At 49.5% G+C, this 24,268-nt stretch carries 23 protein-coding genes and 3 tRNA genes; 11 read left to right on the forward strand and 15 right to left on the reverse strand.

What is annotated here, in order from left to right; all coding sequences use genetic code 11:
- Positions 1–77: 77 nt before the first annotated feature.
- Positions 78–923 carry a universal stress protein gene (locus EPD17_RS09580; protein WP_132053749.1) on the reverse strand — a complete coding sequence of 282 codons (846 nt, stop codon included), beginning with the start codon at positions 921–923 and terminating at the stop codon, positions 78–80.
- Positions 924–1,424: 501 nt separating this feature from the next.
- Here EPD17_RS09580 and EPD17_RS09585 point away from each other — a divergent pair.
- Positions 1,425–3,035 (forward strand): L,D-transpeptidase family protein, encoded by a 1,611-nt coding sequence (locus EPD17_RS09585; protein WP_165929581.1) that lies wholly within the window; start codon positions 1,425–1,427, stop codon positions 3,033–3,035.
- Between the two features lie 23 nt (positions 3,036–3,058).
- Here EPD17_RS09585 and EPD17_RS09590 read toward each other — a convergent pair whose 3' ends face one another.
- Positions 3,059–4,222: a hypothetical protein gene (locus tag EPD17_RS09590; RefSeq protein WP_132053753.1), complete on the reverse strand. Its 1,164-nt coding sequence runs from the start codon at positions 4,220–4,222 to the stop codon at positions 3,059–3,061.
- A 246-nt stretch (positions 4,223–4,468) separates the two neighbouring features.
- Between EPD17_RS09590 and EPD17_RS09595 the strand changes: the two genes are divergently transcribed.
- Positions 4,469–6,358 (forward strand): ABC transporter ATP-binding protein, encoded by a 1,890-nt coding sequence (locus EPD17_RS09595; protein WP_132053755.1) that lies wholly within the window; start codon positions 4,469–4,471, stop codon positions 6,356–6,358.
- Between the two features lie 120 nt (positions 6,359–6,478).
- On the opposite strand, the gene EPD17_RS09600 is transcribed toward EPD17_RS09595, so the two are convergent.
- The 3 genes from EPD17_RS09600 to EPD17_RS09610 form a co-directional block, all read right to left on the reverse strand.
- The gene (locus EPD17_RS09600; protein WP_132053757.1) at positions 6,479–9,694 is read right to left on the reverse strand and encodes an error-prone DNA polymerase; all 3,216 of its coding nucleotides are present in this window, start codon (positions 9,692–9,694) and stop codon (positions 6,479–6,481) included.
- A gap of 68 nt (positions 9,695–9,762) precedes the next feature.
- On the reverse strand, positions 9,763–11,295 hold the full coding sequence (locus EPD17_RS09605; RefSeq protein ID WP_240040788.1) for a Y-family DNA polymerase: 1,533 nt from the start codon (positions 11,293–11,295) through the stop codon (positions 9,763–9,765).
- Positions 11,267–11,992, reverse strand: a complete 726-nt coding sequence (locus EPD17_RS09610; RefSeq protein WP_132053759.1) for an ImuA family protein — start codon at positions 11,990–11,992, stop codon at positions 11,267–11,269. The genes EPD17_RS09605 and EPD17_RS09610 overlap by 29 nt, the downstream gene beginning before the upstream one ends.
- Positions 11,993–12,376: 384 nt before the next feature.
- Here EPD17_RS09610 and EPD17_RS20410 point away from each other — a divergent pair, with 384 nt between their 5' ends.
- The 3 genes from EPD17_RS20410 (at position 12,377) to EPD17_RS09625 (ending at position 14,163) form a co-directional block, all read left to right on the forward strand.
- A complete protein-coding gene (locus EPD17_RS20410; RefSeq protein WP_394346403.1) occupies positions 12,377–12,544 on the forward strand; it encodes a transposase in 168 nt (55 codons plus the stop codon).
- Positions 12,545–12,720: 176 nt separating this feature from the next.
- Positions 12,721–13,119, forward strand: coding sequence for a transposase (locus EPD17_RS09620; protein WP_240040793.1), 399 nt, complete (start codon positions 12,721–12,723; stop codon positions 13,117–13,119).
- Between the two features lie 495 nt (positions 13,120–13,614).
- Positions 13,615–14,163 (forward strand): hypothetical protein, encoded by a 549-nt coding sequence (locus tag EPD17_RS09625; protein ID WP_132053765.1) that lies wholly within the window; start codon positions 13,615–13,617, stop codon positions 14,161–14,163.
- 95 nt (positions 14,164–14,258) lie between these two features.
- Here the strand turns inward: EPD17_RS09625 and EPD17_RS09630 are convergent, their stop codons facing one another.
- From EPD17_RS09630 to EPD17_RS09655, 6 genes are all read right to left on the reverse strand, one after another.
- Positions 14,259–14,807 (reverse strand): hypothetical protein, encoded by a 549-nt coding sequence (locus EPD17_RS09630; protein ID WP_132053767.1) that lies wholly within the window; start codon positions 14,805–14,807, stop codon positions 14,259–14,261.
- Between the two features lie 22 nt (positions 14,808–14,829).
- Complete coding sequence (locus EPD17_RS09635) at positions 14,830–15,195, reverse strand: hypothetical protein (protein WP_132053769.1); 366 nt, start codon at positions 15,193–15,195, stop codon at positions 14,830–14,832.
- Between the two features lie 8 nt (positions 15,196–15,203).
- On the reverse strand, positions 15,204–15,518 hold the full coding sequence (locus EPD17_RS09640; protein ID WP_132053771.1) for a hypothetical protein: 315 nt from the start codon (positions 15,516–15,518) through the stop codon (positions 15,204–15,206).
- 47 nt (positions 15,519–15,565) lie between these two features.
- Positions 15,566–15,796, reverse strand: a complete 231-nt coding sequence (locus tag EPD17_RS09645; protein ID WP_132053773.1) for a hypothetical protein — start codon at positions 15,794–15,796, stop codon at positions 15,566–15,568.
- Positions 15,778–16,233 (reverse strand): integrase core domain-containing protein, encoded by a 456-nt coding sequence (locus EPD17_RS09650; protein WP_394346404.1) that lies wholly within the window; start codon positions 16,231–16,233, stop codon positions 15,778–15,780. Before EPD17_RS09650 ends, EPD17_RS09645 begins: the two co-directional genes overlap by 19 nt.
- A gap of 604 nt (positions 16,234–16,837) precedes the next feature.
- A complete protein-coding gene (locus EPD17_RS09655) occupies positions 16,838–17,017 on the reverse strand; it encodes a transposase (RefSeq protein WP_132053777.1) in 180 nt (59 codons plus the stop codon).
- Positions 17,018–17,070: 53 nt separating this feature from the next.
- On the opposite strand from EPD17_RS09655, the gene EPD17_RS09660 reads away from it, so the two are divergent.
- Entirely contained in the window at positions 17,071–17,859 is a 789-nt protein-coding gene (locus tag EPD17_RS09660) for a recombinase family protein (RefSeq protein WP_165929583.1), read from the forward strand.
- A gap of 200 nt (positions 17,860–18,059) precedes the next feature.
- Here the strand turns inward: EPD17_RS09660 and EPD17_RS09665 are convergent.
- Positions 18,060–18,143 (reverse strand) — tRNA-Leu (locus EPD17_RS09665).
- Positions 18,144–18,203: 60 nt separating this feature from the next.
- Positions 18,204–19,379, reverse strand: coding sequence for a sensor histidine kinase (locus tag EPD17_RS09670; RefSeq protein ID WP_132053781.1), 1,176 nt, complete (start codon positions 19,377–19,379; stop codon positions 18,204–18,206).
- Positions 19,380–19,797: 418 nt separating this feature from the next.
- On the opposite strand from EPD17_RS09670, the gene EPD17_RS09675 reads away from it, so the two are divergent.
- From EPD17_RS09675 to EPD17_RS09695, 5 genes are all read left to right on the forward strand, one after another.
- Positions 19,798–20,829, forward strand: a complete 1,032-nt coding sequence (locus tag EPD17_RS09675; RefSeq protein ID WP_132053783.1) for a glycosyltransferase family 2 protein — start codon at positions 19,798–19,800, stop codon at positions 20,827–20,829.
- A 55-nt stretch (positions 20,830–20,884) separates the two neighbouring features.
- Entirely contained in the window at positions 20,885–21,103 is a 219-nt protein-coding gene (locus tag EPD17_RS09680) for a hypothetical protein (RefSeq protein ID WP_114236911.1), read from the forward strand.
- A gap of 86 nt (positions 21,104–21,189) precedes the next feature.
- Positions 21,190–21,265, forward strand: a tRNA-Gly gene (locus tag EPD17_RS09685).
- 43 nt (positions 21,266–21,308) lie between these two features.
- A tRNA-Leu gene (locus tag EPD17_RS09690) sits at positions 21,309–21,394 on the forward strand.
- Between the two features lie 180 nt (positions 21,395–21,574).
- Entirely contained in the window at positions 21,575–22,120 is a 546-nt protein-coding gene (locus EPD17_RS09695) for an outer membrane beta-barrel protein (RefSeq protein ID WP_114236910.1), read from the forward strand.
- Positions 22,121–22,258: 138 nt separating this feature from the next.
- Here EPD17_RS09695 and EPD17_RS09700 read toward each other — a convergent pair whose 3' ends face one another.
- Both EPD17_RS09700 and EPD17_RS09705 read right to left on the reverse strand, forming a co-directional pair.
- A complete protein-coding gene (locus EPD17_RS09700) occupies positions 22,259–23,149 on the reverse strand; it encodes an alpha/beta fold hydrolase (protein WP_132053785.1) in 891 nt (296 codons plus the stop codon).
- 188 nt (positions 23,150–23,337) lie between these two features.
- Positions 23,338–24,132, reverse strand: a complete 795-nt coding sequence (locus EPD17_RS09705) for an MOSC domain-containing protein (protein WP_132053787.1) — start codon at positions 24,130–24,132, stop codon at positions 23,338–23,340.
- Between the last annotated feature and the right edge of the window lie 136 nt (positions 24,133–24,268).

Consider the following 24,268-nt stretch of genomic DNA (forward strand, 5'->3'; position numbering starts at 1 on the left):
TAAACCAACTCGTGAACCTGTGAACCCGTGAACATTTAAACACACTTGCGACCGCACATTAACCCGCCAAATGCTTACTACACCGATGCGTGAACGGCCATAAGCGGAACCGCGGCATGATAGCTCATTTTGCGGGTAAGGCTTTGCCGAAACAGTTGTTGTATTTTGTTTCGTTTGTGTGTGATCATCACCAGCAGGTTGATGTTGTGCGCATTGATGTATTCCTGGATCGCATCTTCAAATGCATTGCCGCCAATATGTACCGTTGTTACCGGTGTTTGCGGGTGGGCTTCCTGCAATTGCGCCACGATCTTCGACATGCCGCGACCTTTTTCCAAAACAGCTGCACCCGCTTCATCAAAGTCAGAGAACACTACCGCATGAACGTCTGAGTGAAACGCCGCAGCCAGGTCGAATGCAGGCTGCAATACAGCGTTTTTTTCCTGCGGATTATTCAGCGCAAGCAACACACGTTTGGGTTCCGCCCATTCGTATGCATGCGGTACCGCAATAACCGGCACAGGGCTCGCCGACAGTAGTTCGGCAGTGAGTGATCCAAAAATTTTATTGTGCAAAGCAGAGCCGCCCAGCGTGCCCATTACAATCAGGTCGACCTTGTTTTGGGCGGTTGCATCCAACACAGATGCGACAACCGGGCCATCGTACAATCTAGTGGCAACTGGTACCTGTGTAGACGCGGTTGTTTGTGCCTTCAAAGCTTTTAGCTGCGCACTGGCATTGGACTGGATGGATTTATTATAATCCGCAATCAGTGCCTTTCGCGATTGATGTTCTTCGCCCAGCAGATCGCAGGCATGCAGCAAAATAATTTCAGCACCCATTTTTTGTGCAAGGCATGCTGCGTATTCCAGCGCTTTGCCGGCACAGGGCGAAAAATCGGTGGGGACAAGAATACGCTTCATATCTGTAAATTTTGGTACACTACAATTTGCCTCTTTTTTATTGCATTTTTACTGACAACGCTCAGGGATTTCAGCGGTGCTTTCGATTAGAAAGATTATCATGTAGGCTGCGGTTTCTTGCCATTGTTATTCGGCTGATCAATGGCAATTTTTTGCGCTTGGTTCTTCTGCTATAAACTGCTGTGGTTGCGGGTTTGCTGCGCCGTTGGTTGCGTTCCTGCTACTTGCTTTAAAGCCATCCTGCATCATGCTGGTAGCTGTTTGCCATCATGGAAAAATTTCAATTGGCGCACTATATTTCGACAAATGCTTTTTTATGGAAATGATATTTGGAAACAAAGTAGCCATTGTTGCCGGCGGCAGCTTTGGTATTGGCTGCGTCCTTTTTTAGTCTTTGGATCATTCCACTGCATCAGGATCGATTTAATAATTCCAGCAGAGCAATGTTTTCCATTGATCAATTCTTGCCACCTGGGTCATGCACTGAAAAAACATCCAGCAATGAGCCGACTGTTTCAATATGTTGCTTTGCTTTGGTTCAGCACTATGGTGTTGCAGGCAAAAGCGCAATTGAGTCCGGCGCTGTTGCGTGGTTTATTACAGGATTCGTCGTTTGTTGCTAACGCAGGTATGCAAGATGCGCAACTGGTGCAGCAATTTTACGGGCAAACCGATTACAAAATTGCATGGCTGAACAACGCCGGCTTAAAGCACCGCCAGGTATTGCTTCGGGATCTGCAAATTGCCGGTGATCTGGGATTGGAAACATCTCATTACAGGCTGCAAACACTTGCTTCATTTGCAACTGGTTCGCCAATGAAAAACATGTTAGATTCCGCAACCAATGAGTTGCTGCTAACAGATGCCGCACTGCACTTTTATGGTGATGTTCGGTATGGAAGTCAGTTGCCTTCTTTCAATTTTGATGGCGTAAAATATAAGCCGGATAGAACACCAATGATAGTCTTACTAGCTGCCAGCTTCGCGAAGGACGATCTTACCCATTTTTTAGCGGCTGCAGAACCCGCGGACGTAATGTATGTTGGCTTGAAACAATGGTTGCGCTACTTCAATCCATTGACGCGGCACTTAGATTTTTCGGAAGTAACGATCAGTGCAAAAAACAGCGATGTCTCCAACAAAGCTTTGGTGCAAAAACTGATGCAGCTTCGAATACTTGACTCGGCCCACGCAGTAAATTTTGAAGGTTCGTTAGCTCCAAAAATAAAAGAAGCACAGGCGTTGCTTGGGCTGCAGCCTGATGGCGTGCTGGGGCCGTCGACGCTGCGGGCAATGAACGTTCCCATCCAGCAACGGATTGAGGCGATCAAAGTAGCACTAAACTATATGCGATGGATGGGGAGCATGCAACACCGCAATCCGCATATTGTTGTAAACCTTCCATCGGCCAGTTTGCAATTGTATCAAAATGGGGAGCCGGTTTTTGATTCAAAAATCATTGCAGGCAAGCCCAATACGCCAACGCCAACATTGAGCAGCACCATCACCGAAGTAATTTTATATCCCTATTGGACCGTGCCGCAGAGCATTGCCACAAAAGAGTTGCTGCCAAAAATCAAACGCAATACATCTTATCTCGAACAAAATAATTTCCAGGTATTGAACCGGCAGGGAAAGCTGCTGGACCCGCACAGCATCAACTGGCAATCGTTAAGCGCATCCAACTTTCCATACACCATCCGACAGTCAACGGGCTGCGATAACTCGTTGGGCCTTGTCAAGTTAAATTTCGCCAACCCGTTTTCGGTGTACCTGCACGATACGCCGGCTAAAACTTTATTCAACACTTACCGTCGTTTTTATAGTCATGGTTGTGTTCGCGTGGCAAAGGCTGCCGAACTGGCTGCAATGGTGGCAAAAGAGCACAGGTTTCAAATCGATTCCGTTTTGAAAGCGGGCTGCCTGCACCAACAGGAGCCAATTGTTATAGCTGCCAGCCAGCCGATGAATGTATATATTATTTACAGCACCGTTTGGTTTGATGTAAACGGCCGCATCACATTCTACGACGATGTGTACAACAAACTGAAAGCACCCGCTTCATCGTTGAATACCGCGGTATTTAATGCCAATGCAGGTGCTGTTCGCTAGGCTTCTAGAAAAATGTTTGCCAGTTACATACTCAATTTGTCCATACGCAGCGTGGTGCTGGCTGGCGTGTAGCCCCTTACTTTGAACACCTGCCGGTTGGGCGGAAGAAAATCACGTTCGCCGCCGCGGCGTGTGTAAATGGCAATGGCACCGCCACCACCCGGGGCGCCAATAAATGGCGGCGGGTAGGCTTTTACAAGGGCAATATCGCTCATGGGAATGTTAGCAATCTGCTGCGCCGAGGTCCTTACTTCATCCAGGAAAAAATTAACCGGATCGCCGCGCCAACGGGCCATGCCGCCATTGAATCCGGCCGGTGTTATTTGCAAGCCCGCCACGCGGCCCTGCAGGTATGAAAAAATATTGTAAAAGCCTAATGCGCTTGGATCGTCTATAATGCTCACAATGCGTTCGTTGCCCGAGCGGAACAAGCCGCTCACATATTCCTCATCAAACTGCTCGGCCCTGCTTTTAGCAGTGGCACGCACCACTACTGCAGGTAGCGTGGTGCCTTGGTCGGCGAAAAGGTTTTGCGGTGTTTCAAGGGTTTGTCCCAGGTTGGCCTGTGCCGATGCCGGCGGGTTGCCCACATAAAAACTGCGGCCCGCTACCGCCAGCGGCACAAAGCTCGAATCGAGCTGGGTGCTGATGCGGATATCGAGCAGTTGCTTGCTGTTTTCCCTTCCGGAAAAAGCCATCAATGCATTTTCTTCAAACAACCAGTTGCCAATGGAAAAGCTGCCGTCCTGCGCCACGGGCACTGCCTGCTCGGCCCATTCGCCGGTTTTGGTGAGGAGCATGGCCTGGATCTGGCCACCGTGCCGGCCATCTCGCACTTTGCCCACCACTTCAAAAAAGCGGGGCTGCAAACCTGCAAACAGGGTGTATTTGCCGCGGGGCAACGAGTCGGACAGGTACAGGGCGCCGCTGGCCTGCCCTTCGATCATGGGCCAGCGCAGCCGGGTACGCATGCCCTGCTCGTTTTCAATAACCAGTTCCAGCGTAGCCAGTGTTGGGTTGCCCAATTGGCCGCTGCTGTCCCGGTAATCGGCAAGGAGCAGCAGCGAATCGCCGGGTTGAAAAATGGCCTTATTCAGTTGAATATTAAGTTGTCCTTTCCCCTGTTGTGCACCCGTCGAAACGGTCAGCACCAAACAGGCAGCAAGGGCTAAAAGCATCTTGTTCATACCAATGTATTGAGCAATATTGACGCCAGTAGCAGTGGCAATCCTCCAAAAGAAAGATAAAGTTGTGGTGCGGTACTGGTGTGGATTTAATGATGAAAATGGGACTGATTGTTTAAACAAAAAACAACTGTCCTATAAACTGGAAGCTGTAATTACCCAGCTATGTCAGCGGCTCTTTTTTTAAATGAAACACGATCCCAGTAATCCGCTGCTGCACCCGATCTTTGCCGTCCAATTACAGGATTTATGGCAAACAGCAGGCGCAACAGGGGTGGCAACAACGAACCGGATCGACCGAAAGTGAAAATTTCGAAGGAACGCCTGCGCGAAGCAATGGACCTGTTTGCCTACCTCAGGCCTTACCGCGGCAAGTTTATCCTGAGTCTTGTATTCATTGCGCTGTCGGCATTTTCCACGAGTTTGTTTCCTTTTTTGCTGGGCAAAATGATCGACGCCGTGGCGCCGGGAACAGCAGCGATTCCTGGCGGTAATGCCCTTGGCAACACATCGTTTGGCACCGAACTAAAAAACCTGCGGCTTGATTTGAACACCATCCTGCTGCTCATATTCGTGCAGCTTTCGCTGCAGGCTGTTTTTTCGTTTATGCGGGTGTACCTACTCACCGATGTTGGGGAGCGGTCGCTGGCCGATATGCGCAAGGATGTGTACAGCAAACTACTAAGCATGCCCATGCATTTTTTTGCCGAAAAACGGGTAGGCGAATTAAGCAACCGTCTTTCGTCCGACCTGTCGCAGATCCAGGATGCCATTTCGTTTACGCTGGCCGAATTCCTGCGCGGCATTTTTACCCTCATCATCGGCCTGATGTTTATTTTCTGGATCAGTGCACGGCTTTCGTTGTTGATGCTGGCGGTGGTACCCTTCATTGCCGTGCTGGCCGTAGTGTTTGGCATGCGCATCCGCAAAATGGCCCGCAGGGCGCAGGATCAGTTGGCCGAAAGCGGCACCATTGTTCAGGAAACCTTCCAGGGTATTTCCATTGTAAAAGCTTTTACCGGTGAATATTATGAAACGAGCCGGTATGTAAAAAGCTTGTCGGCGGTGGTGCTAACAGCCATCACCAATGCCCGCTACCGCGGCGCTTTTGTGTCATTCATGATCTTTAGCGTGTTTGGCGCCATTGCGGGGGTGATGTGGTATGGCGCTACGCTGATCCAAACAGGTGAATTGACTATGGGATCGCTCACCATGTTTGTGATCTTTTCGATGTTTGTGGGCGGTTCGTTTGCCGGCTTTGCCGATATGTTTTCGCAACTGCAAAAAACACTGGGCGCCACGCAAAGCATCCGCGAAATACTGCGCGGCGAAGGCGAAGCAGTGGAACTGCAATCGGTGCAGGTAACCCCTGAATACGGGATCCGGGGCGAAGTACAGTTTGAGCATGTTTCGTTCAGCTATCCCGGGCGAAAAGATGTGCCTGTGTTGCGTGATATTTCGCTGCATGCAGCACCCGGCGAACAGGTGGCATTGGTAGGCCCAAGCGGTGCGGGCAAAAGCACGCTAGCATCCCTGTTGCTCCGGTTTTACGAGTTGGACAACGGATCGCTGTACCTCGATGGTAAACCCATTACTGCTATCCCGCTGACGCAATTGCGCAAGCAAATGGCATTTGTGCCGCAGGAGGTCATTCTTTTTGGCGGCACCATTAAAGAAAATATCGCCTACGGCAAACCTGGCGCAACCGATGAAGAAATTATGGCTGCGGCCCGCAGTGCCAATGCACACGAGTTCATTACGGCTTTCCCAGAGCAATACAACACGGTGGTAGGAGAGCGGGGTATTAAATTAAGTGGCGGACAGCGGCAACGCATTGCCATTGCCCGTGCTATTTTAAAAGATCCGGCTATTTTGATATTGGATGAAGCCACATCATCGCTGGACAGTGAAAGCGAACAACTGGTGCAACAGGCGTTGGACAACCTGATGAAAGGGCGCACTTCCTTTGTGATTGCACACCGGCTTTCCACCATCCGCAAGGCAGATCAAATTGTAGTTATTGACAAAGGCACGGTGCTGGAGCAAGGCTCGCATGAGCAGTTGATGAAAGCAGGCGGCTTGTACCGCAAATTGATTGATATGCAGTTTGAATTTGGTAAAGATGATTTGATGCTGTGATTGATGGGTATTGATTGTTGCCAATCGTTTTTAACTGGGTTGTTTCATTGATCGAAATGGAATTTTGTTGTATTTGCTGCGTAAAAAATGGAACAAAGCAACATTTGTAGTGCTATTTTTTTACCTAAAATTCCTTGCGTCGCCAAACAGGTTTTGCTGCACTGCTTTTGGTTGCTGGTCCGATAGCAATGATTTTTCATCAGCGCGGGAAAGTGTTTGCACAGATGTAGCTTGATTGGTGCCCGGCGAAAGGCGCCGCAACAAAGCAGACATATCATAACAGGCCTGCACCAACACATGAATCACGATGCCTTCTACTTGCAGCGTGCCTTCCACCATGATCAGCCGTGCATGCAAAATGGCCTTTCGGTATTGCTCCACCACGTTTGGAAAAATAACCAGGTTTGCAAAGCCCGTTTCATCTTCAGTGGTCATAAACCAGATGCCTTTGGCGGTGCCCGGCCGCTGCCGCACCAGCACCAGCCCGGCCACTTTTACTGGCTGCCCGTTTTGTAAACCGGCCAAGTCGGCTGCAGGTGTTACGTGCAGCTGCGACAATTGTTGTCTTAAAAAATGAACCGGGTGCGCCTTTAGCGAAAGCGATGTAGTTGCATAATCATACACCACATGTTCGGAAGGCTGCATCGTTGGCAAGTCTGTTTGCTCGCCAATAGCGTCGGGTGGCGTTTGCCCCGCAAAAAGCGCTTGGGGCCGGTCTTTGGTGCTTACTTCCCACAGCGCCTGGCGCCGGTCCAGGCCAATGGAACGAAAAGCATCCGCATCGGCAAGGCGCTCCAGTGCCGCATCCGAAACACCGGCATCGCGCAAGCTATTGATGCTGGTATAAAGTTGTGTTCTGCCGGCAAGCAACACGGCAATGTCTTCGGCCCGCATGCCTTTTACCTGGCGAAAACCAAGGCGCAGTGTTTTGAACTTTGTTTCGTTTACTGTTGGTTCCAGTTGGTTGTCCCAAGTGGAGTGGTTGATGTCAATGGGCAGGATGGGCACGCCGTGTTTGCGGGCATCCTGTACAATTTGTGCCGGCTGGTAAAAACCCATCGGCATGCTGTTGAGCAGTGCGCAGGCAAATACATCGGGGTAATGACATTTGAGCCAGCTGGATACATACACCAGCAATGCAAACGAAGCTGCATGGCTTTCCGGAAAGCCATACGATCCAAACCCTTCGAGTTGTTTAAAAACCTGCTGCGCATAATCTTCGGCATACCCGTTTTTGACCATGCCCGCAACCAGTTTATCCCTGAATTTAGACACAACGCCCTGTGCCTTGAACGTGGCCATGCTGCGTCGCAGCTCGTCGGCTTCGGCTGGCGAAAAACCTGCAGCCACAATGGCAATCTTCATGGCCTGCTCTTGGAACAGCGGCACACCCAGCGTACGGTGTAGGATCGCTTCCAATTCTTTGGATGGATAAGTAACTGCTTCTTCATTGTTGCGGCGGCGCAGGTAGGGGTGCACCATATTTCCCTGAATGGGACCGGGCCGCACAATAGCCACTTCAATCACCAGGTCGTAAAACTCTTTTGGCTTGAGCCGCGGCAGCATGGTTTGCTGGGCACGGCTTTCAATCTGGAACACACCAATGGTGTCGGCGCGGCAAATCATTTCATACACGGCCGGGTCTTCCTGCGGAATATTGGCCAGCGTATGGTCTTCGTGGTAATGCTGTTTGGTGAGGTCAAATGCTTTGCGGATGCAGGTAAGCATGCCTAGTGCCAACACGTCAATTTTCATAAATCCCAACACATCAATATCATCTTTGTTCCACTCAATGCATGTGCGGCCGGGCATGCGTGCATTCAGTACCGGGCACAGCTCGGTGAGCTTTCCATTGGTAATAACAAAGCCGCCCGTGTGCTGCCCCAGTTGGCGTGGAAAACCAATCAGCTGCTGCGTTAGCTGCAGCACTTTGCGCAGGTGCTTGTCGGACGGGTCCAGCCCCAGTTCGCGAATGCTTCCTTCATCCACGCCTTCGTTACTGTAATGATGCGGGATGGCGCCTGCAAGCCGCCCCACCACATCCAGCGACAGGCCCATGGCTTTGCCTACATCGCGGATGGCGCCTTTGCCATGCTGCTGCGTAACGGTAGCAACAATTGCGGCACGGTCGCGGCCATATTTTTTATAAATGTATTGTATCACTTCCTCGCGGCGTTCGTGTTCAAAATCCACATCAATATCCGGCGGCTCGTTGCGGGCCATCGAAACAAAGCGTTCAAACAAGAGGTCAAAATGCTCGGGGTTTACCGATGTGATGCCCAGGCAAAAACAAATAGTGGAATTGGCCGCCGAGCCGCGGCCCTGGCAAAGAATGCCGCGGCTGCGGGCAAAGCGCACAATATCATATACCGTTAAAAAATACGCAGCATAATTTACCTGCTCAATAAAATGCAGCTCGTATTGTATGGCATTGGCGGTTTTTGTAGGAATAGGATCGCCGAATATTTCTCTTGCGCCCTGCAGGGCTAAATGGGAGAGCTCCGCAATGGGGCTGCGGCCTTCCGTGGTTATTTCCTCGGGGTATTCGTATTGCAGTTCGTCCAGCGAAAAAGTGCAGGCCGCCGCTATTGCGTTGGAGTGTTCAATGGCTTCCGGATAGTGCAGAAACAGGCGCTCCATTTCTACGGCCGGCTTGAGGTAACGTTCGGCATTGGGCAGCAGCCTGTAGCCGGCATTGTAAATGGTGCAACCTTCGCGAATGCAGGTAAGCACATCCTGCAACTGCCTGCGTTCGGGTATATGGTAATGCACATCGTTGGTGGCTGCTAATGGGATGTCCAGTTGTGCCGACAATTGCGCCAGCCGGTACAATTGTTTGCTGTCATCGCCATTATAGCGCCTCGCGGCGGCAAGGGATAAATTGGCGCCAAAAGCATTTTTATATTCCTGCAATGCGTTTTCAAATGTGCTATCAAATCTGAAATCCTCATCCAGTTTTTCCGGCGGCACTACCATCAATTGCATGCCCGCAGCATAGTGATACACATCGTTTTTATACAGTTTGCAATCACCTTTTTCGGTACGTAGGTTGCCGGTTGAAAGCAGCGTACACAAACGGGCATAAGCCTGCTGGTGCATGGGGTAAGCCAGCAGCGAAGGCCCATCCTGCAGATCGAGGCGGCAACCGGGAATGAGCCGGATGCCTGCTTTTTTTGCCGCGGCATGGGCCCGCACAACGCCTGCTAGTGTATTGCGGTCGGTAATGGCAAAAGCAGTGTGTCCCAGGCTTGCGGCCTGCAACGCCAACTCATCGGGGTGAGATGCGCCACGGAGAAAAGTAAAGTTGGACGTGATCTGGAGTTCGGCGTACTGCATGTTTTTTTATATAGGTAAATGCAAAGGCTTATGGCTGCTTAAAGCTTATTATCGTATCACAGTGTTGCTTATGCGAAATATCCGTGCAGGAACCACTGATGCGATCGATCCGCCATGTAGTGTCCCAGCCGGAACAGCCAGTAGCGGCAGCCCTCTTCGTCTTCAACACAGTAATAGTCGCGGTGCTCGCCTTCCTGTATCCACCATTCCTGTTCAATCCGCTCCGGGCCATCTGCTTTTACAATTTTGTGCAGGCGTCCTTTATGGCGGAACAGCATGGGCGGGTAATCGGGGATGGGTGCTGCCACCTCCACGGGCTCTGGTGGCGACAGCAGTTGCAGCGGCCTGGGCTTGTCGGTTTTCCAAACAGCATCCGGTGCGGCTGCAAAAAGCGGTGCCTGTTTAAACGACCGCTCGGGCCAGTAATGCTCGGCGGGCAGGTAACGGCTGATGACATCTGCTCCCAGCCTGGTTGTAATCCTATCGAATAGTTCGGCCAGTTGCGGGTCGTTTACACCCATGCCAGCCTCATAAAGACTTTCCTGTAGTGGCGTTTCCACTTCTGTTTTGGTAGCTTCCAGTACAAACAACTCGATGCCTTCGCCTGGCTCCAGGGTATCCAGTTTCAGGCTGAATAGGTAGAACAGGTGCGCCTCGTTATGGGCCGGGCGGCTGGTAGTTATTTCAATGCCTCTTGTTTGGCTATCGGTGCGGTAACACCTGAAATAAGCAGCACGCAAACCTTTTCCCTCTTTGCGCAGGCGGGTGCACAAAGGGGACAGCAGGTTGTGCAGCGCCACTTCAATGCCGCCGCGGGTACGGATTGGCTCTATGGTGGGCAGGCGTTCCTGGAAAGGCTCGGGTGGGTACACGGGTTGTATGCTTTCTTGCTCCGTGCCCAATGCTTGCTGCAACCTTTGGATGATCTGTGGGCCAAAGCGCCGCCGCAGGGTGGCGTGCGGCATGGCTATGAAAACGCCAACCTGCCGCAGCCCCAGTTTTGTAAGCCGGTCGATGGTCGCTGCATCAAGCCGCAATGCTGCTGCGGGCAAGGGTTTCAGTGCCGCGGCCTCAGCTCCGTTTTGCACAATCATATTGGCTTTGCCAAAACGTGCCAGTGCCCATGCTGTGCCTGGTGTGCCGGCCATAGCCACACGTGCAGTATAACCCCGTGCAGCCAAGCGGTTAGTGATGGTTGCCAGGTAAGCATCTTCGCCACCCCACAGGTGTGCACAGCCAGTAGCATCAAGCAACACGCCTGCGGGCGGATCGGGAGAGGCAACAGGGGTAAAGCGGACACACCATTCGGCTGCACGCTGTAGCAGTTGGCTCGCCAGGTTTGGTTTGTCATCCAGCACTTCCAGGCCGGGAAAAATAGCCCGTGCATCGGCCAGCAGCATGCCTGCATGCACGCCTTTTTGCTGTGCCAGCACGTTGGCGGCAGCCACCACCATACGGCCATGCACAATCGATTTTAGTACAAATGCTTGTTGCCGCAGCCGGGGCTGCAACAGGGTAAACCAGTCGGTGGCGAGGTGCGGAAACCATATGGAAACAAAACGCCTGCCCATTTTATCCCGCCTTTTTTTGCACACCGCCATTGATAACGGCGAGTTTGGAAGGGTGACGGAAACGGCCGTTGCGCCATTCCAGTTCCCATGTGCCGGGCTTACCGTTGCGTACTTTAAGCAACTCTGCCCGCCAGCGGGGATGGCCCACGCCGGGCATGCCGGCTTCGGGGATGCTGGGCAGCGGTGTTACCTGCCAGCGGGTAACCGAGGCTGTTGTGGTGTTAGCATTGCCGGTGCGTAATAAAAAGCAGGCAACGCCACTTTTTTCGACAGCCAGTTGCAGGCGCCTGCTGCTGGTGAAATCGAGGTGTTGAATTTCGCCGACCACTGCCGTGAGAACGGTACATTTCAATGCTTCCTCTATGGCCCAAAGCACCTGTTTGGCATTGGGCAGGTGTATGAAAAATATTTGGTGCGGGTTGATGCCAAACAATTTGAGCGCAGGTGGAAACAGACTGCGCCGCGAACCAACCCAAAGGCAAATGCCTCCATTTTTGATGGCCGATGACAGCAATCCCGAAATGAAGCCTGACGAAGTAGCCATGCTTGCCGCACCGGGACAAATAAATTCATGTACCGATTTAAAAGGAAAAGCCGCGTTGGGCATCGACCGGTTGATCGGCCCCAGCCCCAGGTTGTCGGATAAAGCGGATGGCGCTGCCCTGTAGCCTTGGAGTGAGGCGATGTCCTGCCTGAGGCGGGAAAGTATTTCCGTTTTCTGGTACATGTTGGCGGTGTTAGTAAATAGTGCAATTTTACTAAAAATTTTAGCAAAATAGGTGCCTGGTTTATAACTTGGACCAACACCCGAATTTTGATGTGTATATGACAGCTGAATGTAGTAATGGGTGTAAACAAGTAATTGTTCAATGCGTTGCAAATGTTGTATAGATGTTGATCTTTTGGTTGAATCTATTATATCATTCAGAACGATGACAGCTAGCTACCATCATCAACGGTCGTTATTAATGCCTGTTACTTTTCATGAACAACATCTCACCAAAACCTAGAACCTATCTCAAAAATGGATTTAGCTAGGTATGTTCTTTGAGCGATGTATTGGAAATCGTGTATTATAAAAGGTGGTGTGTATTTAAGCGACAGAGAATGGATGGTATTGGAGCCGTTTGTTCCAAAGGCAAAACGCAGAAGAGATGGGAAGGGGCGGCCAAGGCGTAATCCGCGGGAGGTCATGAATGCCATTGTTTGGATTTTGTTCTCCGGTTCACCCTGGTATCTGCTGCCGAAGAAATATCCGCTGTATCAGACCTGTCACTGATACTTTCAACTCTGGGTCAGGAAAGGCGTGATGCAGAAGATGCTGGGAGCCTTGAGCCTGTATCATGCTAGTAAAAGAAAAAACACAGACGTGGATGTAGCCGATGGGAGTTTTTCCTCGGCTAAAAAGGGGGCGACAAAATCGGAAAGGCCAAGCGGGGCAAAGGTTTTAAGGTGATGGTGGTTGTTACAAAAAGGAGCCACCCGTTGGCAATTAGCGTTTTCTCCGCCACACCATTTGAAAGTACGCTGCTGGAGCAAACCATCAAAGAAAGGTTCAACAAGACCAAAATGCGGCGGGTGGTGTCAGACCAGGCCTATCACAGTGATCCGCTGGACAAGCAGCTAAGAAGAAAAGGCATTGAGTTGATTTCACCGCACAAGCGCAACCGCAGCAAAAAGAAAACACAGGACGGCAGACGATTGCGCCACTACTGCCACCGCTGGACCATAGAACGGTTCTTTGCATGGTTGCACAATTATCGAAAATGTGTGGTGCGTTATGAAAGAAAAGCTGACAACTTCCAAGGCTTTCTCTACCTCGCTGCCATCATCATGCTGCTAAGGTATTTTTGAGATAAGTTCTAACATGTTTTCAGTTATGCTTTGGCTCAGCACTCATTGTTTGTTTCTTCTTTCCGTTGCCATCCACATAACAATGCAGCCAAAAAATGAAATGTTCACCAGAAAGTTGACAAACTGGTTGATAGCCCGGACACCTTTCATATTTCTGTCCATTTTTGGTGTCCGGCTACCGCTCGGTTAGGGACCGCCTTGCTTTTCTTCCCGATTCCGGATTTTTGTAAATTATTTTTTAGCCAAAACCCTTGATTTTGCTGCATTCCCGCCAAATAAATCCGGACTAGATTTTTCGGCGTTTTTTGTCATGCTTTTGCTTGGTAATAAGTATGGACCGGGTGAACCGCATTTGTTTTATGTGATTTTTATGGGATATTTAGTCAAAAGCTCATCAGTAAATTGACGACCTGAATTAGTTCAGATACTTTCGCGCTGGCTGCAACAAAACTAATTCGTACTTGGCTTTTGATTTATCACAACACCAAACTGCAAATGAAAAAACTTATTGGCATTTCCTACGTCGCTGTGGTAGCTTTCCTGCTGTTACTGCAAACAAGCGTTACTTCCTGCACCAAAGAGAAAACGATTATTGACACTGTTGTCGTTACCAAACGGGACACTCTTGTGGTTACCAAGAAGGACACCATTGTAATGAAAGACACCGCAATCTCTATAATGTTTCTCAGCAACAAAGTCTGGATTTTGGATGAAGTGAGAGGCGTCAGTGCTAATACGATTCTTTATTACAAAAGAGGAGCAGCGGGAAATACCCAAAACTTTGACTCAGAACTCATTTACTTCAATGAGAATAAAACCGGAGCGTATATCGACGCAAACGGGCAATCCCATACCATGACATGGGACTTTTTGAATAGTGAAAACACCAAACTAACTTTTACTATCAGCAACCCGCCACCGTACCCCTTTCAAACCACTATTTACGAAAACCTGCGGTTTAAAAATGGACAACTGTTGTTTGATCAATATTGGTCATATGAAGGAGTAAACCACCATGCCCAAGGTGTGAGGAAGGTCCGATAGTTCAACTATTTGGGAAAAGCTTAAAAAACCGCTATTGTATAGCGGTTTTTTTATGCCGTTTTCTTTCTCCTTATATGTTGAGCAGCCCTACCATTTTACCATGTAGTGAGGTCGATTCCGCCCATGTCGGACATGGGCACCAGCTCCAACTCCAGCGCACCCCACACAATCATATCGAAGTCGTCGGAATAGTGGGTGCTTTCCTCGGGTGGTACTTTTTTGCTGCGTTCGCTGCTTTTGTCTTTTTTGGTTTTGCCCTGCACCAGCACCGCATCGGTTTTGTTGATGGACTTGATCAGGAACGGGTTTCGCTCTTCGTTCATGCGGATGGCTTTATCGCCGGTTTTGCGCAGCCATTTGCGGATACTTTCCTGTTTTACACCGTGGTCTGGCGCATCGCCTGTGTACACTTCTACCACCGACCAGCCGCGGGCAATGGCGGTGTGGTCGTAAATGTAATACACCAGCTTTTCGTGGTGGCTCTCGTATGCATCGCACCAAAGCTCCATGGCCCGCTCCAGGCTGCCGGGCAGTGCGTGCAGCGACCGCACAAAGTTGAGCGTGGTCCACGGCGAGCCGGGCAGCACCCCCCACTGCGCTGTAACTACCGGCGTGATGGAGTGCTGGTAATCCAATGCAATCATCAGCGACCTGTTGGGGTCGACATCATTGCGGGTGGCTGTAGAGGTGCACTGGCGAAAAATCGGGGTAAAAAGGTTCACTGGCTTTGTCCGGATCGAGGTTGAGCACCGCCACATCAAACTCATATTCGGTCAGGTCGCGGCGCAGATCACGGAAAAACTTTTCGCTCAGCACTTCCAGATTTTCGTAGGGCTCCGCATCGCGGTAATATACCAGATCTTTGCGCAGCTCGCACAGCAGTTCCTCGCATTCGGCAATTTCTTTTTCGATGCGGTATTTGGTGGACTCGCTTGCTGCTTCCTCGGCATCGCGTTGCAGCCCGAACACATACAGTTGCAGTTCGTACACGGTTTGCACCGTTTCCCAATCCACGCTTTTCTCCTTGCGCATTACCCAGCTTACATCGGCGCCCTTGCTTGGAAACTTGTCGGAGAAAAACCACTGGCTTTGAAATTCAGCCAGGTGCCCGAAATGTTTTTGGCACCACGGATGGCGGGCTTTACTTCCGATTTAAACTTTGCCTCATCCCAGTATTTTACCTCATCGCCAATTAAGGCCTGCAGGTTAAAACCGTTGGCCGATCCCTGCACGGCCAGCGATATCATGCACACGCAAAACCCGGTTTGAAAGGCCACCACGCGGCTCCAGTCTTTTGATACAAACAGCGGCTTGGTCCAATGCTCGGGCGGCTTTTTGCCCACCACAAAATTCATTTCTTCGAGCAGTCCCAGAGTTCCTCCTGCCAGTAAGCTTTCAGGCCTTAGATCAGGTTTTTATCAATGCGCTCAAGGGTATCGGCAACCAGCCCGAGCTGGCTGCGGGGCATGGTTTCGGATAGGTGCAAAATGCGCGGCCCGATGCCTGACGATGTTTTTCCATTGGCACGCGGCCACAGGTTGTAGCATACGTTGGGTCTGATGTTGTGGATCAGCGCCTGGCTCACGTTGATGCTGGCCTCCTTACTGTCCGGCGTCAATTCCATAGGATCCATTGCCTTTTTTTTAGTTCCAAAATGTGGGCTGCCTTTTCTTTTGCGGAGCGGCCGGTGTTGCGTACCTGCTCGGGCAGCGGCGTGTTGCCAAAAATGTTGAAGATAATCTTCTTTGGCGACTGTGCCGGCTTGATGTCGGGGTAGGAATCGTAGTATTTATGCATCACTTTGTCCAGGACAATAGCCTGGTTGATGTATTCTTCGCTGGCAGTACGTTGCAGCGCCGCATCAACAGGATCGTAGTATTCGGCTTCTTTATCGGCATGCTGAACCTTGCCATACAATAGCTCCCTTCTGATCGACCCATTACAACGTTCTACATAGCCGTTTTGCATGGGTTTGCCAGGCTGAATGAACACCACGGTTATGTTGTGCTGCTTGCACCAATCGTCCGGCAGCGCTGAGATGAACTTCGGCCCATTATCCACCCGGATCATCTGCGGCAATCCTCTTGCACCTTCAACTGCTCGAAACAGCAGATCAGCCTTACAGTAGACAATGAAGTGTCTGCTTCAATGAACAACACTTCCCGATTGAAGTCGTCCACTACGTTTAGCAGGCGGAACTTTCTGCCATCCCACAGACTGTCGCTCATGAAGTCCACACTTCAAACTTGATTGGGTATTGCAAGCTGATACAAGGTCTGTTTTATTCGTGCAGGCAGCCGCTTCTTCCTTCTGCGGGGGGTGTTGAGCTTTAGCTTGGTGGAGATGCATTATACCCGCTTGTGGTTCTAGCGGTGGCCTTGTCGGCGCAATTGGAAGAAGCGCTGCCAGAAACCAATAGAAGGATGCTTATCCGAGAGGTGCTGCAATTCTTCCTCTACAGTTGCATCCTGGGGCTTCTGCTTTGACTTGTACCTGTGTGGTAGGCTTACTGCCTTCAGCGCAGAACGCTGCCTCACCTTATGCTCCCGGATCATGTACTCGCCCTGGGCTACTCTTTTCGGCTGCACTTCGAGCTTTTTGCTAGGGCATCTTTGAGGGCTTTGTGTACAAGGGAAAGATTAGCATACATGCGCTTGCGCCTGCTGCTCTCTTCTTAAAACTCTTTGAGCCGCTTCAGTTCGGCTACTTCCATACCGCCATAGCGCTGGCGCCACTTGTAAAAAGCTGCAGTGGAGATACCAAATTCTCGGCACATATCTTCTATTTTATTGCCGCCTTCATGTTCCTGAATGGCATTTACTATCTGTGTCTCGGTAAACGGTGTCTTTTTCATACTATGCTCGATTTAAAGTTAACTGTTCATGTCAACTTTTAAATGAACGAAAAGTGGGGAAGAGCACAACTACAGAAAAGGGAGAGTTGATCAAAAAAGCCTTTAAGTGGAAAGCAGAAGGTGCACTCACAAATAAAGAAATTATCAAAAGACTAAAAATGCGCGGCCTCCGGCTTACGGAAAAGAACTTTCGTTGGGTGATGTCCAATCCATTCTATGCAGGCTACGTAACCGGTAGTTTGCTCAAGGGAGCGTTGGTAAAAGGGATGCATCCAGCGTTGATTGATTTAAAGACCTTTTTAAAGGCAAATGATATGCTGCAAGCTGCCGTGAATGCCGGTATTGCAAAAGAGCACAAAAAAGAAGACCTGCCGCTCAAAGTTTTTGCTCTTGATGAAGGGAGTGGCGCAGTATTTACCGGCTATCGTACAAAGGGTATTTGGTATTATAAAACAAGGGGCAAGGGGCCTGCAGTAAACGTACGGGCATCGCAGATGAATGAGCGCTTTGAAGCATTGCTTAAGAACTTTGAGTACAGCAGTGAATACAGAGACAATTTGGAAGTGTTGATCAAAGAGAAACTAAAGGAAAAGCTCTCACATGTATTGGAAGAAAGTGTGCGGATGAAAAAGCAGCTTAGTGAAACAAGGAACCTGCTGGATAAGATAGAAGAGCGGTTTGTGGTGGGTGAGATCAACAAGGCGATGTATGATAAATACGCTGGTAAGTACTTGGAGGAAGTGGGGCAAATTGAAACGAAGCTTTCAAAAAATACCTTTCATGTTTCGAGCCTAAATGCGGCTGTAAAAAAAGAATCTTCATATAGCGGGAAATATAAATAAAATGTGGGCTTCCTGCAACTGTAATAAAATACGGAAACTACATATTCGGTGTTTCCTGAAGGGGTAAAGTATAGCAAGGAAAATGATCGAGTTCGAACCAAAAAATCAACAACCATTTTGCGCAATCGCAGGCGGGAAACAGACGTTTGAGCAAAAAGAAACAGGTGACCTTAACAAAGATCACCTGTTATCCAATATTGTGCCCAGGACTGGATTCGAACCAGCACGTCCTTGCGAACACCACCACCTCAAAGTGGCTTGTCTACCAGTTTCAACACCTGGGCAGCCATCAGGAAAAACAGTTGTTTGAACCCCTGCATTTCCCGTTAGGGTGGCAAATGTATTTATTTTTTTAAAACAACCCGAAAAGTTGTTCCTTTTCCTGGCTCAGAATTTTTCACACTCAGCGAGCCGCCATGGTATTGCTCCACAATCCGCTTGGAAAGACTTAGTCCCAAGCCCCATCCACGCTTTTTAGTGGTGAATCCAGGCCGGAACACTTTCCGGATATTTTGCCGCGAAATCCCTTTGCCGGTATCTGTTACATCAATGATCACTTCCTTGTCACCTTCCTGCAAATCAACGGTAATGCTGCCGCGGCCTTCCATTGCGTCCAGTGCATTCTTCAGCAGGTTTTCCATCACCCAGTCGAACAGGGGCGGCGAAAGCGGCACGATCACGGAGGTTTTCTGTTGCGTATTTAATGTGAATTGCAATTTGCCCGGAGCCCGCTTCCGCACATAGTCCATCATGCCGCCCACCTGGTCTACCAGGTTGCGCGGTTCGAGTTTGGGCTTACTGCCAATTTTGCCAAAGCGGTCCGAAACCAGTTGTAAACGCTGTACATCTTTTTCAAGTTCGGGTACCACCGTTTCGGTGCCAGGTATGTCGCGCAAAATTTCCAGCCAGCCTTCCAATGAACTTACCGGTGTGCCAAGTTGGTGCGCCGTTTCTTTGGCCATGCCTGCCCACAAATGGTTTTGTGTGCTGAGGTAAGAGGAGCGGAGCAGCATAATGACGATAATGATGAACAACCCCACTATGCCTAATTGTATCAGCGGGTAATACCTTACTTCTTGCAGCAGCGGCGTAGGACCGTAGTAATACCGGTTGTGGTGTGTACTGTCCAGCGTCAGTTCAATCGGCGTGTTGGCCGATCTAAATGAACGAAGCTTTGCACGCAGGTAAGTATTGTAATGCGCTACACGCAAACTATCGGAGAGTAGCCAGCCTGCAGCAACGTTTGCGGAGTCGAGGTTGGCCCATGCGGTAATGCTGTCGCGTTCCGTGGTTTCAATGATCGGTACATCGGTATGCTGAATGATGTGAAATGCCAGCCCCACATCGGTGTTTGATGGGTTGTTGATAAATGTGCCTGCCTGCACCCATTGCTCCACCTTTTGCCGCTCTTCGTTTTCAATTTTTTTGGCCAGGTATCTCGAATACCCAATGGTGCCACTCACAATCAGGATGGCAATCAGGGCCAACACTAGGCGCCAATTGAAAAGGGTAGAAAGCATGAACGAAAATAAGTAACCCTCGCGGCGGAAGAATTAGAATTTTTAAATATTAAAACGAAGCCGGCAATTGTATGTAGCAGCGTCGTAAGTTTCGTTTGTAGAAATTGGTTTACTCTATTTTAATATGATGGCTCATTCCTAGTTTTTCAAAATTGCAGCCGAATTGATAAAGCCATTGCTTTTTTCATAAATGCAAACGAATTTGTTTTAGTAAGCAACATGCTAATAAGCCAATCGTCCTACACTGATTTAACAATAAAAGCAGTTGAAAAGCTGTTCAAGTTCACGGGAAAAATGAGAATTAACCGATGCATCAACTAGACGCCATCATGGTGTAAAGGGCTTACCTTTTACATCAATCCACCGTTAGGTTCTGCCAGTTTTGGCCCAAACCTATATTCCCTCATATCTTCGCCTCATGCCGCAGCAACCGCCCCTGGTGGCCCTTGTTATTTTAAACTGGAACGGCAGGCATCACCTGCAACAGTTTCTGCCTTCGGTCATCCGGTCGGGGTACGAACGCTTGCAAATAGTGGTGGCAGACAATGCTTCATCCGATGATTCGCTGCAATATTTACAAACCCATTTTCCCGAAGTGGTGTTGTTGCCGCTTTCCGAAAATTTTGGTTTTGCAAAAGGCTATAATGAAGCATTGAAAAAAATAGATGCGGATTATTACATGCTCCTTAATTCGGATGTGGAAGTAACACCGGGTTGGTTGCAACCCATGGTGCAGCTGCTGGAGCAACACCCAAACAACAGTGCGTGCCAACCCAAAATTTTAGCATACAAAAACAAAGAAGTATTTGACTATGCCGGTGCGGCAGGCGGCTGGCTCGATGCATATGGTTATCCTTTTGCACGGGGCCGTGTGTTTGATTATTGCGAGTACGATAAAGGGCAGTATGATAATACGCAACAAGTGTTTTGGGCCAGTGGCGCAGCGTTGTTGATTCGCAGTGCCGACTTTCATGCCGCAGGCGGCTTTGATGAATATTTTTTTGCACACCAGGAGGAGATCGACCTGTGCTGGCGGCTGCAACTGATGGGTAAAAAATTGTATTGCTGCCCGCAGTCGGTAGTGTATCATGTGGGTGGCGGTACGCTGCCCCGCGGCAACTCACGCAAAACTTTTCTCAACTTCCGCAACAACCAAATCATGCTGGCCAAAAACCTGCCTTGGTCTGAAAAGTGGTGGAAGATCCCGTTCCGGCATTTGCTTGATGCTTTATCGGCATGGAAGGGTTTGCTTTCGGGCGACGGCGGATATTTTATTGCTATTGTAAAAGCACATATTGCATTTGCCCGTTGGGTGTTCCTTGGTTCGCGGCAATGGGTGCCGTTGCAGCGCAAGCCCCTTACGCAGTTGCAGGGCGTGTTGCGGCGCAATTTGGTGTGGCAGCATTTTGTGCTGGCAAAGAAAAAGTTTTCAGAAGTTGTAAAAAGTTGACAATAGTTTTTGATGGTTTTTACAGCCCCCTTATTTTTGCACCACAATTAGCAATATGGATTTGCAAAACGAGTACCACGAAGAATTAGAAAAAGTACAGGACCGCGACTTTACGCACAACTGGGTTTCTTCTTCTGCATTCATTTTTTACCTGTCGGTTTTTTGCCTGCTTGCATTCATGCTGGGCACATGCGGCCGCTTGTATACGCAGCGTTATGAGCGTGTTGATGGCACTGTAACTGAGAGCTCGAAATACACGCCGACTTACAAGTAAAAAAAAGTTGCAAAAAAAGTTGGCGAGAAAAAAAAGCCTCTTATATTTGCAACCCCAACGATAAACAAACAGTTCTTACAAAATACGCGGAAGTAGCTCAGCTGGTAGAGCGCAACCTTGCCAAGGTTGAGGTCGCGGGTTCGAACCTCGTCTTCCGCTCCATAAAAGAATCCATCCTAATTGCAGGGTGGATTTTTTTTTAGGCGCCCTGGTGGTGAAATTGGTAGACACGCAGGACTTAAAATCCTGTTTGCAGCAATGCAAGTGCGGGTTCAAGTCCCGCCTGGGGCACAAGCCGGTAAAGCGGCGCAAAGCTGAAACGGTTGTTCTAAAAGAGCAGCCGTTTTTTTATGCAGTCTTAACATCGAATTATAAAAACGGTGCATGGCACTACACGCAACTTGCAACATCTTGCCGGTCGAAATTTTTTAAGCTTATTTCCATCCATTTTTAAAACTAAACATCATCCTTATGCGAAAATTGCTGTTGCTCCTTTTAGTTGCGCCCTTGTTTAGCCAGGCTCAGAAAAAACCTTACCTCGAAATTGGTGGAGTGGGTGGTTATTATTTTAAGTCGGAAGCATTTGCTTATGGTGCGTCACTTGGTTTTAACGGCCAAATGAATGACTTCCTGACGGTAGGCGTTGGCTTTATGCCGCTGTGGCAAAAAGATGTAAAAAAGCCGCAGTTGCCGGTTTACGGCGACCTACGCATCCGCATCGATCAGCGTGCATCGCTCCTGTTGCAGCCAGGCTATAATTTTTACAAAACTTCTTCTTCCGCTAGTGCCGGAAATGTTTCTGTAAAATCAGAAGTGAAAGGCGGTTTTTATGGTGGCGCCGGTCTTGCGTTTGATTTCCCGGTGCGGCCCAACACAGCTATTTATGTGCATGCCAAATACAATTATTTTGGCTACCAAAGCAACGCTACGATGAGTGCCAACGGTAACACTACTACTTCGTCCGCCAAATCGCACACCGATGCGGTTACTTTAGGCGTGGGTGTGCGTTTGCAGTAAAATATAAGTCAGTATAGGCTCTTTTTATTGCCTACGAAAAAAGGGTTGCTCCACAAGAGCAACCCTTTTTTTATCACCACCATCCACTCTCTTAAACAACGTTGTTTAAGCCACAATCCTTGTTTTATTTCCAGCACATTAATAGCGGCTGCTATTGGTGCTCCGCGTTTCGTTCGCAGCATAGCGGGTGGTACCCTTGCGGCAAAAATTGATCAGGTCTTCATTCAATTGTTCCCGATGCGTGTAAAACAGCCCGTGCGGTGCACCATCATACACTTTGAACTCCGCGCCGGCAATCATTTTTGCAGTGCGTTCGCTGCTTGCCTCAATGGGAACGGTTTTGTCGTCGTCGCCATGAATGATGAGTGTGGGAATATTAATGTTTTGCACATCATTGCGGAAATCGGTTTGTGCAAATGAAATAGCGCATTGCTGCGTAGCACGGGGCAGGGCCACTGCCGCCAAACTGCGGTAGTACTCAAGCAGCGGTGCGCTTACCGGGTGGTGCATCAGGCTTACGCTAAAAAATTTTTTACCAAAATCGTCGAGGAAAGCAATGCGGTCTTTTTTCAGTTGCTCCATCATTTCTGCAAAAACAGATTCATCCACACCTTCCGGGTTATCCGGCGTTTTTACTAGGTAAGGCGTAACGGCACTCACCAGCACCAACCCCGAAACCCGCTCTGTGCCGTACCGGCTCAGGTACCGTACGGCTTCGCCGCCACCCATCGAAAAGCCAACCAGTACTGCATCCTTCAGGTCAAGGCCTTCAACCACTGCATGCAGGTCATCGGTAAGCGTATCGTAGTCGTAACCATTCCAGGGCTTGTCTGATTTGCCAAAGCCGCGGCGGTCGTATTTGACCACCCGCAGGCCGGCATCTACCAGGTCATCTATTTGGTATTCCCACATGTCTTTGCTCAGGGGCCAGCCATGGATCAGCACCACCGGCCTGCCGCTACCGTAGTCTTTATAAGAAATGTTTACGGTTTCGCCGGTCGTGGCATCTTTCGATTCAATGAATTTCATTATTGTGCATTTTTCTGTTTTGGGCACAATAATCAAACCGGAATAAAAAGGACTTTCTGTCTAACAGTTTATTGTGTAAAAGCAACCGGGCTGAAACAAACCGGGCTGGCGGCCATCATAATGTAGGCTCAATCGGACAAATTGCGGCGGCTGTTTTTGGGGCGACCGTGTAATAGGCATTTAATCATTTACAATAGTTGCACAGCATCGCCCACTTTGATGGTGCCAGTGCCCTGGTGCAATAAGTTTTGTCCAAAGTAAATTTTATTGCCTTCTTTCCGGTAACCGGCCAGCGTTTGTAGCGGCTCCTTACCTGCAATGCCTTCATCTTGCCGGATGGTGGTAACCACGCATCGGCCGCAGCGTTTTACGCCGTAAAAATGCACGCCGCCGATTGTAAAATGTTGCCAGCCGTCTTCGGCAAAAGATACAGCACCCGCAACCACTATGTTTGGCCGGAAACGATTCATGGGAACGGGTTCTTCAAGCCGGGTATTTAATTCATCCAGCGATGATTGGCCAATGAGTAAAAAGGGGTAGCCATCCGAAAAAGAAGTAACCTCGCCGCGCTGTGCATATTCCTGATCAACCGGGATAGGATTGGTTTCGGGCATGTGCACCAGGCGGCAGGCTACGCCCAGCTGCTCCGAAAACCACGCATCGTACACTGCTCCGACTAAATGCGCTGTGCTTCGGCTGTCCCACACCGTTACTGTTGTTTTAGTTTGGATGTTTGAGTGAAATGGAATAGCAATTGAAGCACCTGTTTTTTTATGCACCACGTTTAGCCCATCGTGTTCCACATTTACCTGCAACAACGCCATTTGCGGCAATTGCCGCTGCGATAAAAAAACACCCGCTTCATTTACTAGCATCCAGCGCCGGTCCAGTTGCAGCCCACGGTCAGTCACCTGCGCATGTGTAAGCGAGATGCCGCCCAGTGACTTGATCGGGTAGATATACAATGCACTAACCTGTAGCATGGCGCTAAGGTAGCAATTGTCACATGCCACACTGGGTAATCACTCAAATTTATCCACATCAATTCCCGGCTTTTTCAATCGCCAAAAGCCTGTGCCATGCAACACTGGCCGCGGTTGCTTATATTCATACAAACGT

The organism is Pseudocnuella soli (assembly GCF_004347775.1).
GTDB lineage: Bacteria > Bacteroidota > Bacteroidia > Chitinophagales > Chitinophagaceae > Flavisolibacter > Flavisolibacter aquaticus.

Excerpts from the sequence above, each read along its gene's own strand:
- EPD17_RS09590 (WP_132053753.1), bottom strand. The coding sequence starts at position 4,222 with ATGAACAAGATGCTTTTAGCCCTTGCTGCCTGTTTGGTGCTGACCGTT.
- EPD17_RS09670 (WP_132053781.1), bottom strand. The coding sequence starts at position 19,379 with ATGCTTTCTACCCTTTTCAATTGGCGCCTAGTGTTGGCCCTGATTGCC.
- EPD17_RS09605 (WP_240040788.1), bottom strand. The coding sequence starts at position 11,295 with ATGGCGGTGTGCAAAAAAAGGCGGGATAAAATGGGCAGGCGTTTTGTT.
- EPD17_RS09640 (WP_132053771.1), bottom strand. The coding sequence starts at position 15,518 with ATGAATTTTGTGGTGGGCAAAAAGCCGCCCGAGCATTGGACCAAGCCG.
- EPD17_RS09700 (WP_132053785.1), bottom strand. The coding sequence starts at position 23,149 with ATGAAATTCATTGAATCGAAAGATGCCACGACCGGCGAAACCGTAAAC.
- EPD17_RS20410 (WP_394346403.1), top strand. The coding sequence starts at position 12,377 with ATGGTATTGGAGCCGTTTGTTCCAAAGGCAAAACGCAGAAGAGATGGG.
- EPD17_RS09610 (WP_132053759.1), bottom strand. The coding sequence starts at position 11,992 with ATGTACCAGAAAACGGAAATACTTTCCCGCCTCAGGCAGGACATCGCC.
- EPD17_RS09675 (WP_132053783.1), top strand. The coding sequence starts at position 19,798 with ATGCCGCAGCAACCGCCCCTGGTGGCCCTTGTTATTTTAAACTGGAAC.
- EPD17_RS09625 (WP_132053765.1), top strand. The coding sequence starts at position 13,615 with ATGAAAAAACTTATTGGCATTTCCTACGTCGCTGTGGTAGCTTTCCTG.
- EPD17_RS09585 (WP_165929581.1), top strand. The coding sequence starts at position 1,425 with ATGAGCCGACTGTTTCAATATGTTGCTTTGCTTTGGTTCAGCACTATG.
- EPD17_RS09635 (WP_132053769.1), bottom strand. The coding sequence starts at position 15,195 with ATGCGCAAGGAGAAAAGCGTGGATTGGGAAACGGTGCAAACCGTGTAC.
- EPD17_RS09600 (WP_132053757.1), bottom strand. The coding sequence starts at position 9,694 with ATGCAGTACGCCGAACTCCAGATCACGTCCAACTTTACTTTTCTCCGT.
- EPD17_RS09630 (WP_132053767.1), bottom strand. The coding sequence starts at position 14,807 with ATGATTGCATTGGATTACCAGCACTCCATCACGCCGGTAGTTACAGCG.
- EPD17_RS09595 (WP_132053755.1), top strand. The coding sequence starts at position 4,469 with ATGGCAAACAGCAGGCGCAACAGGGGTGGCAACAACGAACCGGATCGA.
- EPD17_RS09620 (WP_240040793.1), top strand. The coding sequence starts at position 12,721 with ATGGTGGTTGTTACAAAAAGGAGCCACCCGTTGGCAATTAGCGTTTTC.
- EPD17_RS09695 (WP_114236910.1), top strand. The coding sequence starts at position 21,575 with ATGCGAAAATTGCTGTTGCTCCTTTTAGTTGCGCCCTTGTTTAGCCAG.
- EPD17_RS09655 (WP_132053777.1), bottom strand. The coding sequence starts at position 17,017 with ATGAAAAAGACACCGTTTACCGAGACACAGATAGTAAATGCCATTCAG.
- EPD17_RS09650 (WP_394346404.1), bottom strand. The coding sequence starts at position 16,233 with ATGATCCGGGTGGATAATGGGCCGAAGTTCATCTCAGCGCTGCCGGAC.
- EPD17_RS09705 (WP_132053787.1), bottom strand. The coding sequence starts at position 24,132 with ATGCTACAGGTTAGTGCATTGTATATCTACCCGATCAAGTCACTGGGC.
- EPD17_RS09580 (WP_132053749.1), bottom strand. The coding sequence starts at position 923 with ATGAAGCGTATTCTTGTCCCCACCGATTTTTCGCCCTGTGCCGGCAAA.
- EPD17_RS09645 (WP_132053773.1), bottom strand. The coding sequence starts at position 15,796 with ATGGATCCTATGGAATTGACGCCGGACAGTAAGGAGGCCAGCATCAAC.
- EPD17_RS09680 (WP_114236911.1), top strand. The coding sequence starts at position 20,885 with ATGGATTTGCAAAACGAGTACCACGAAGAATTAGAAAAAGTACAGGAC.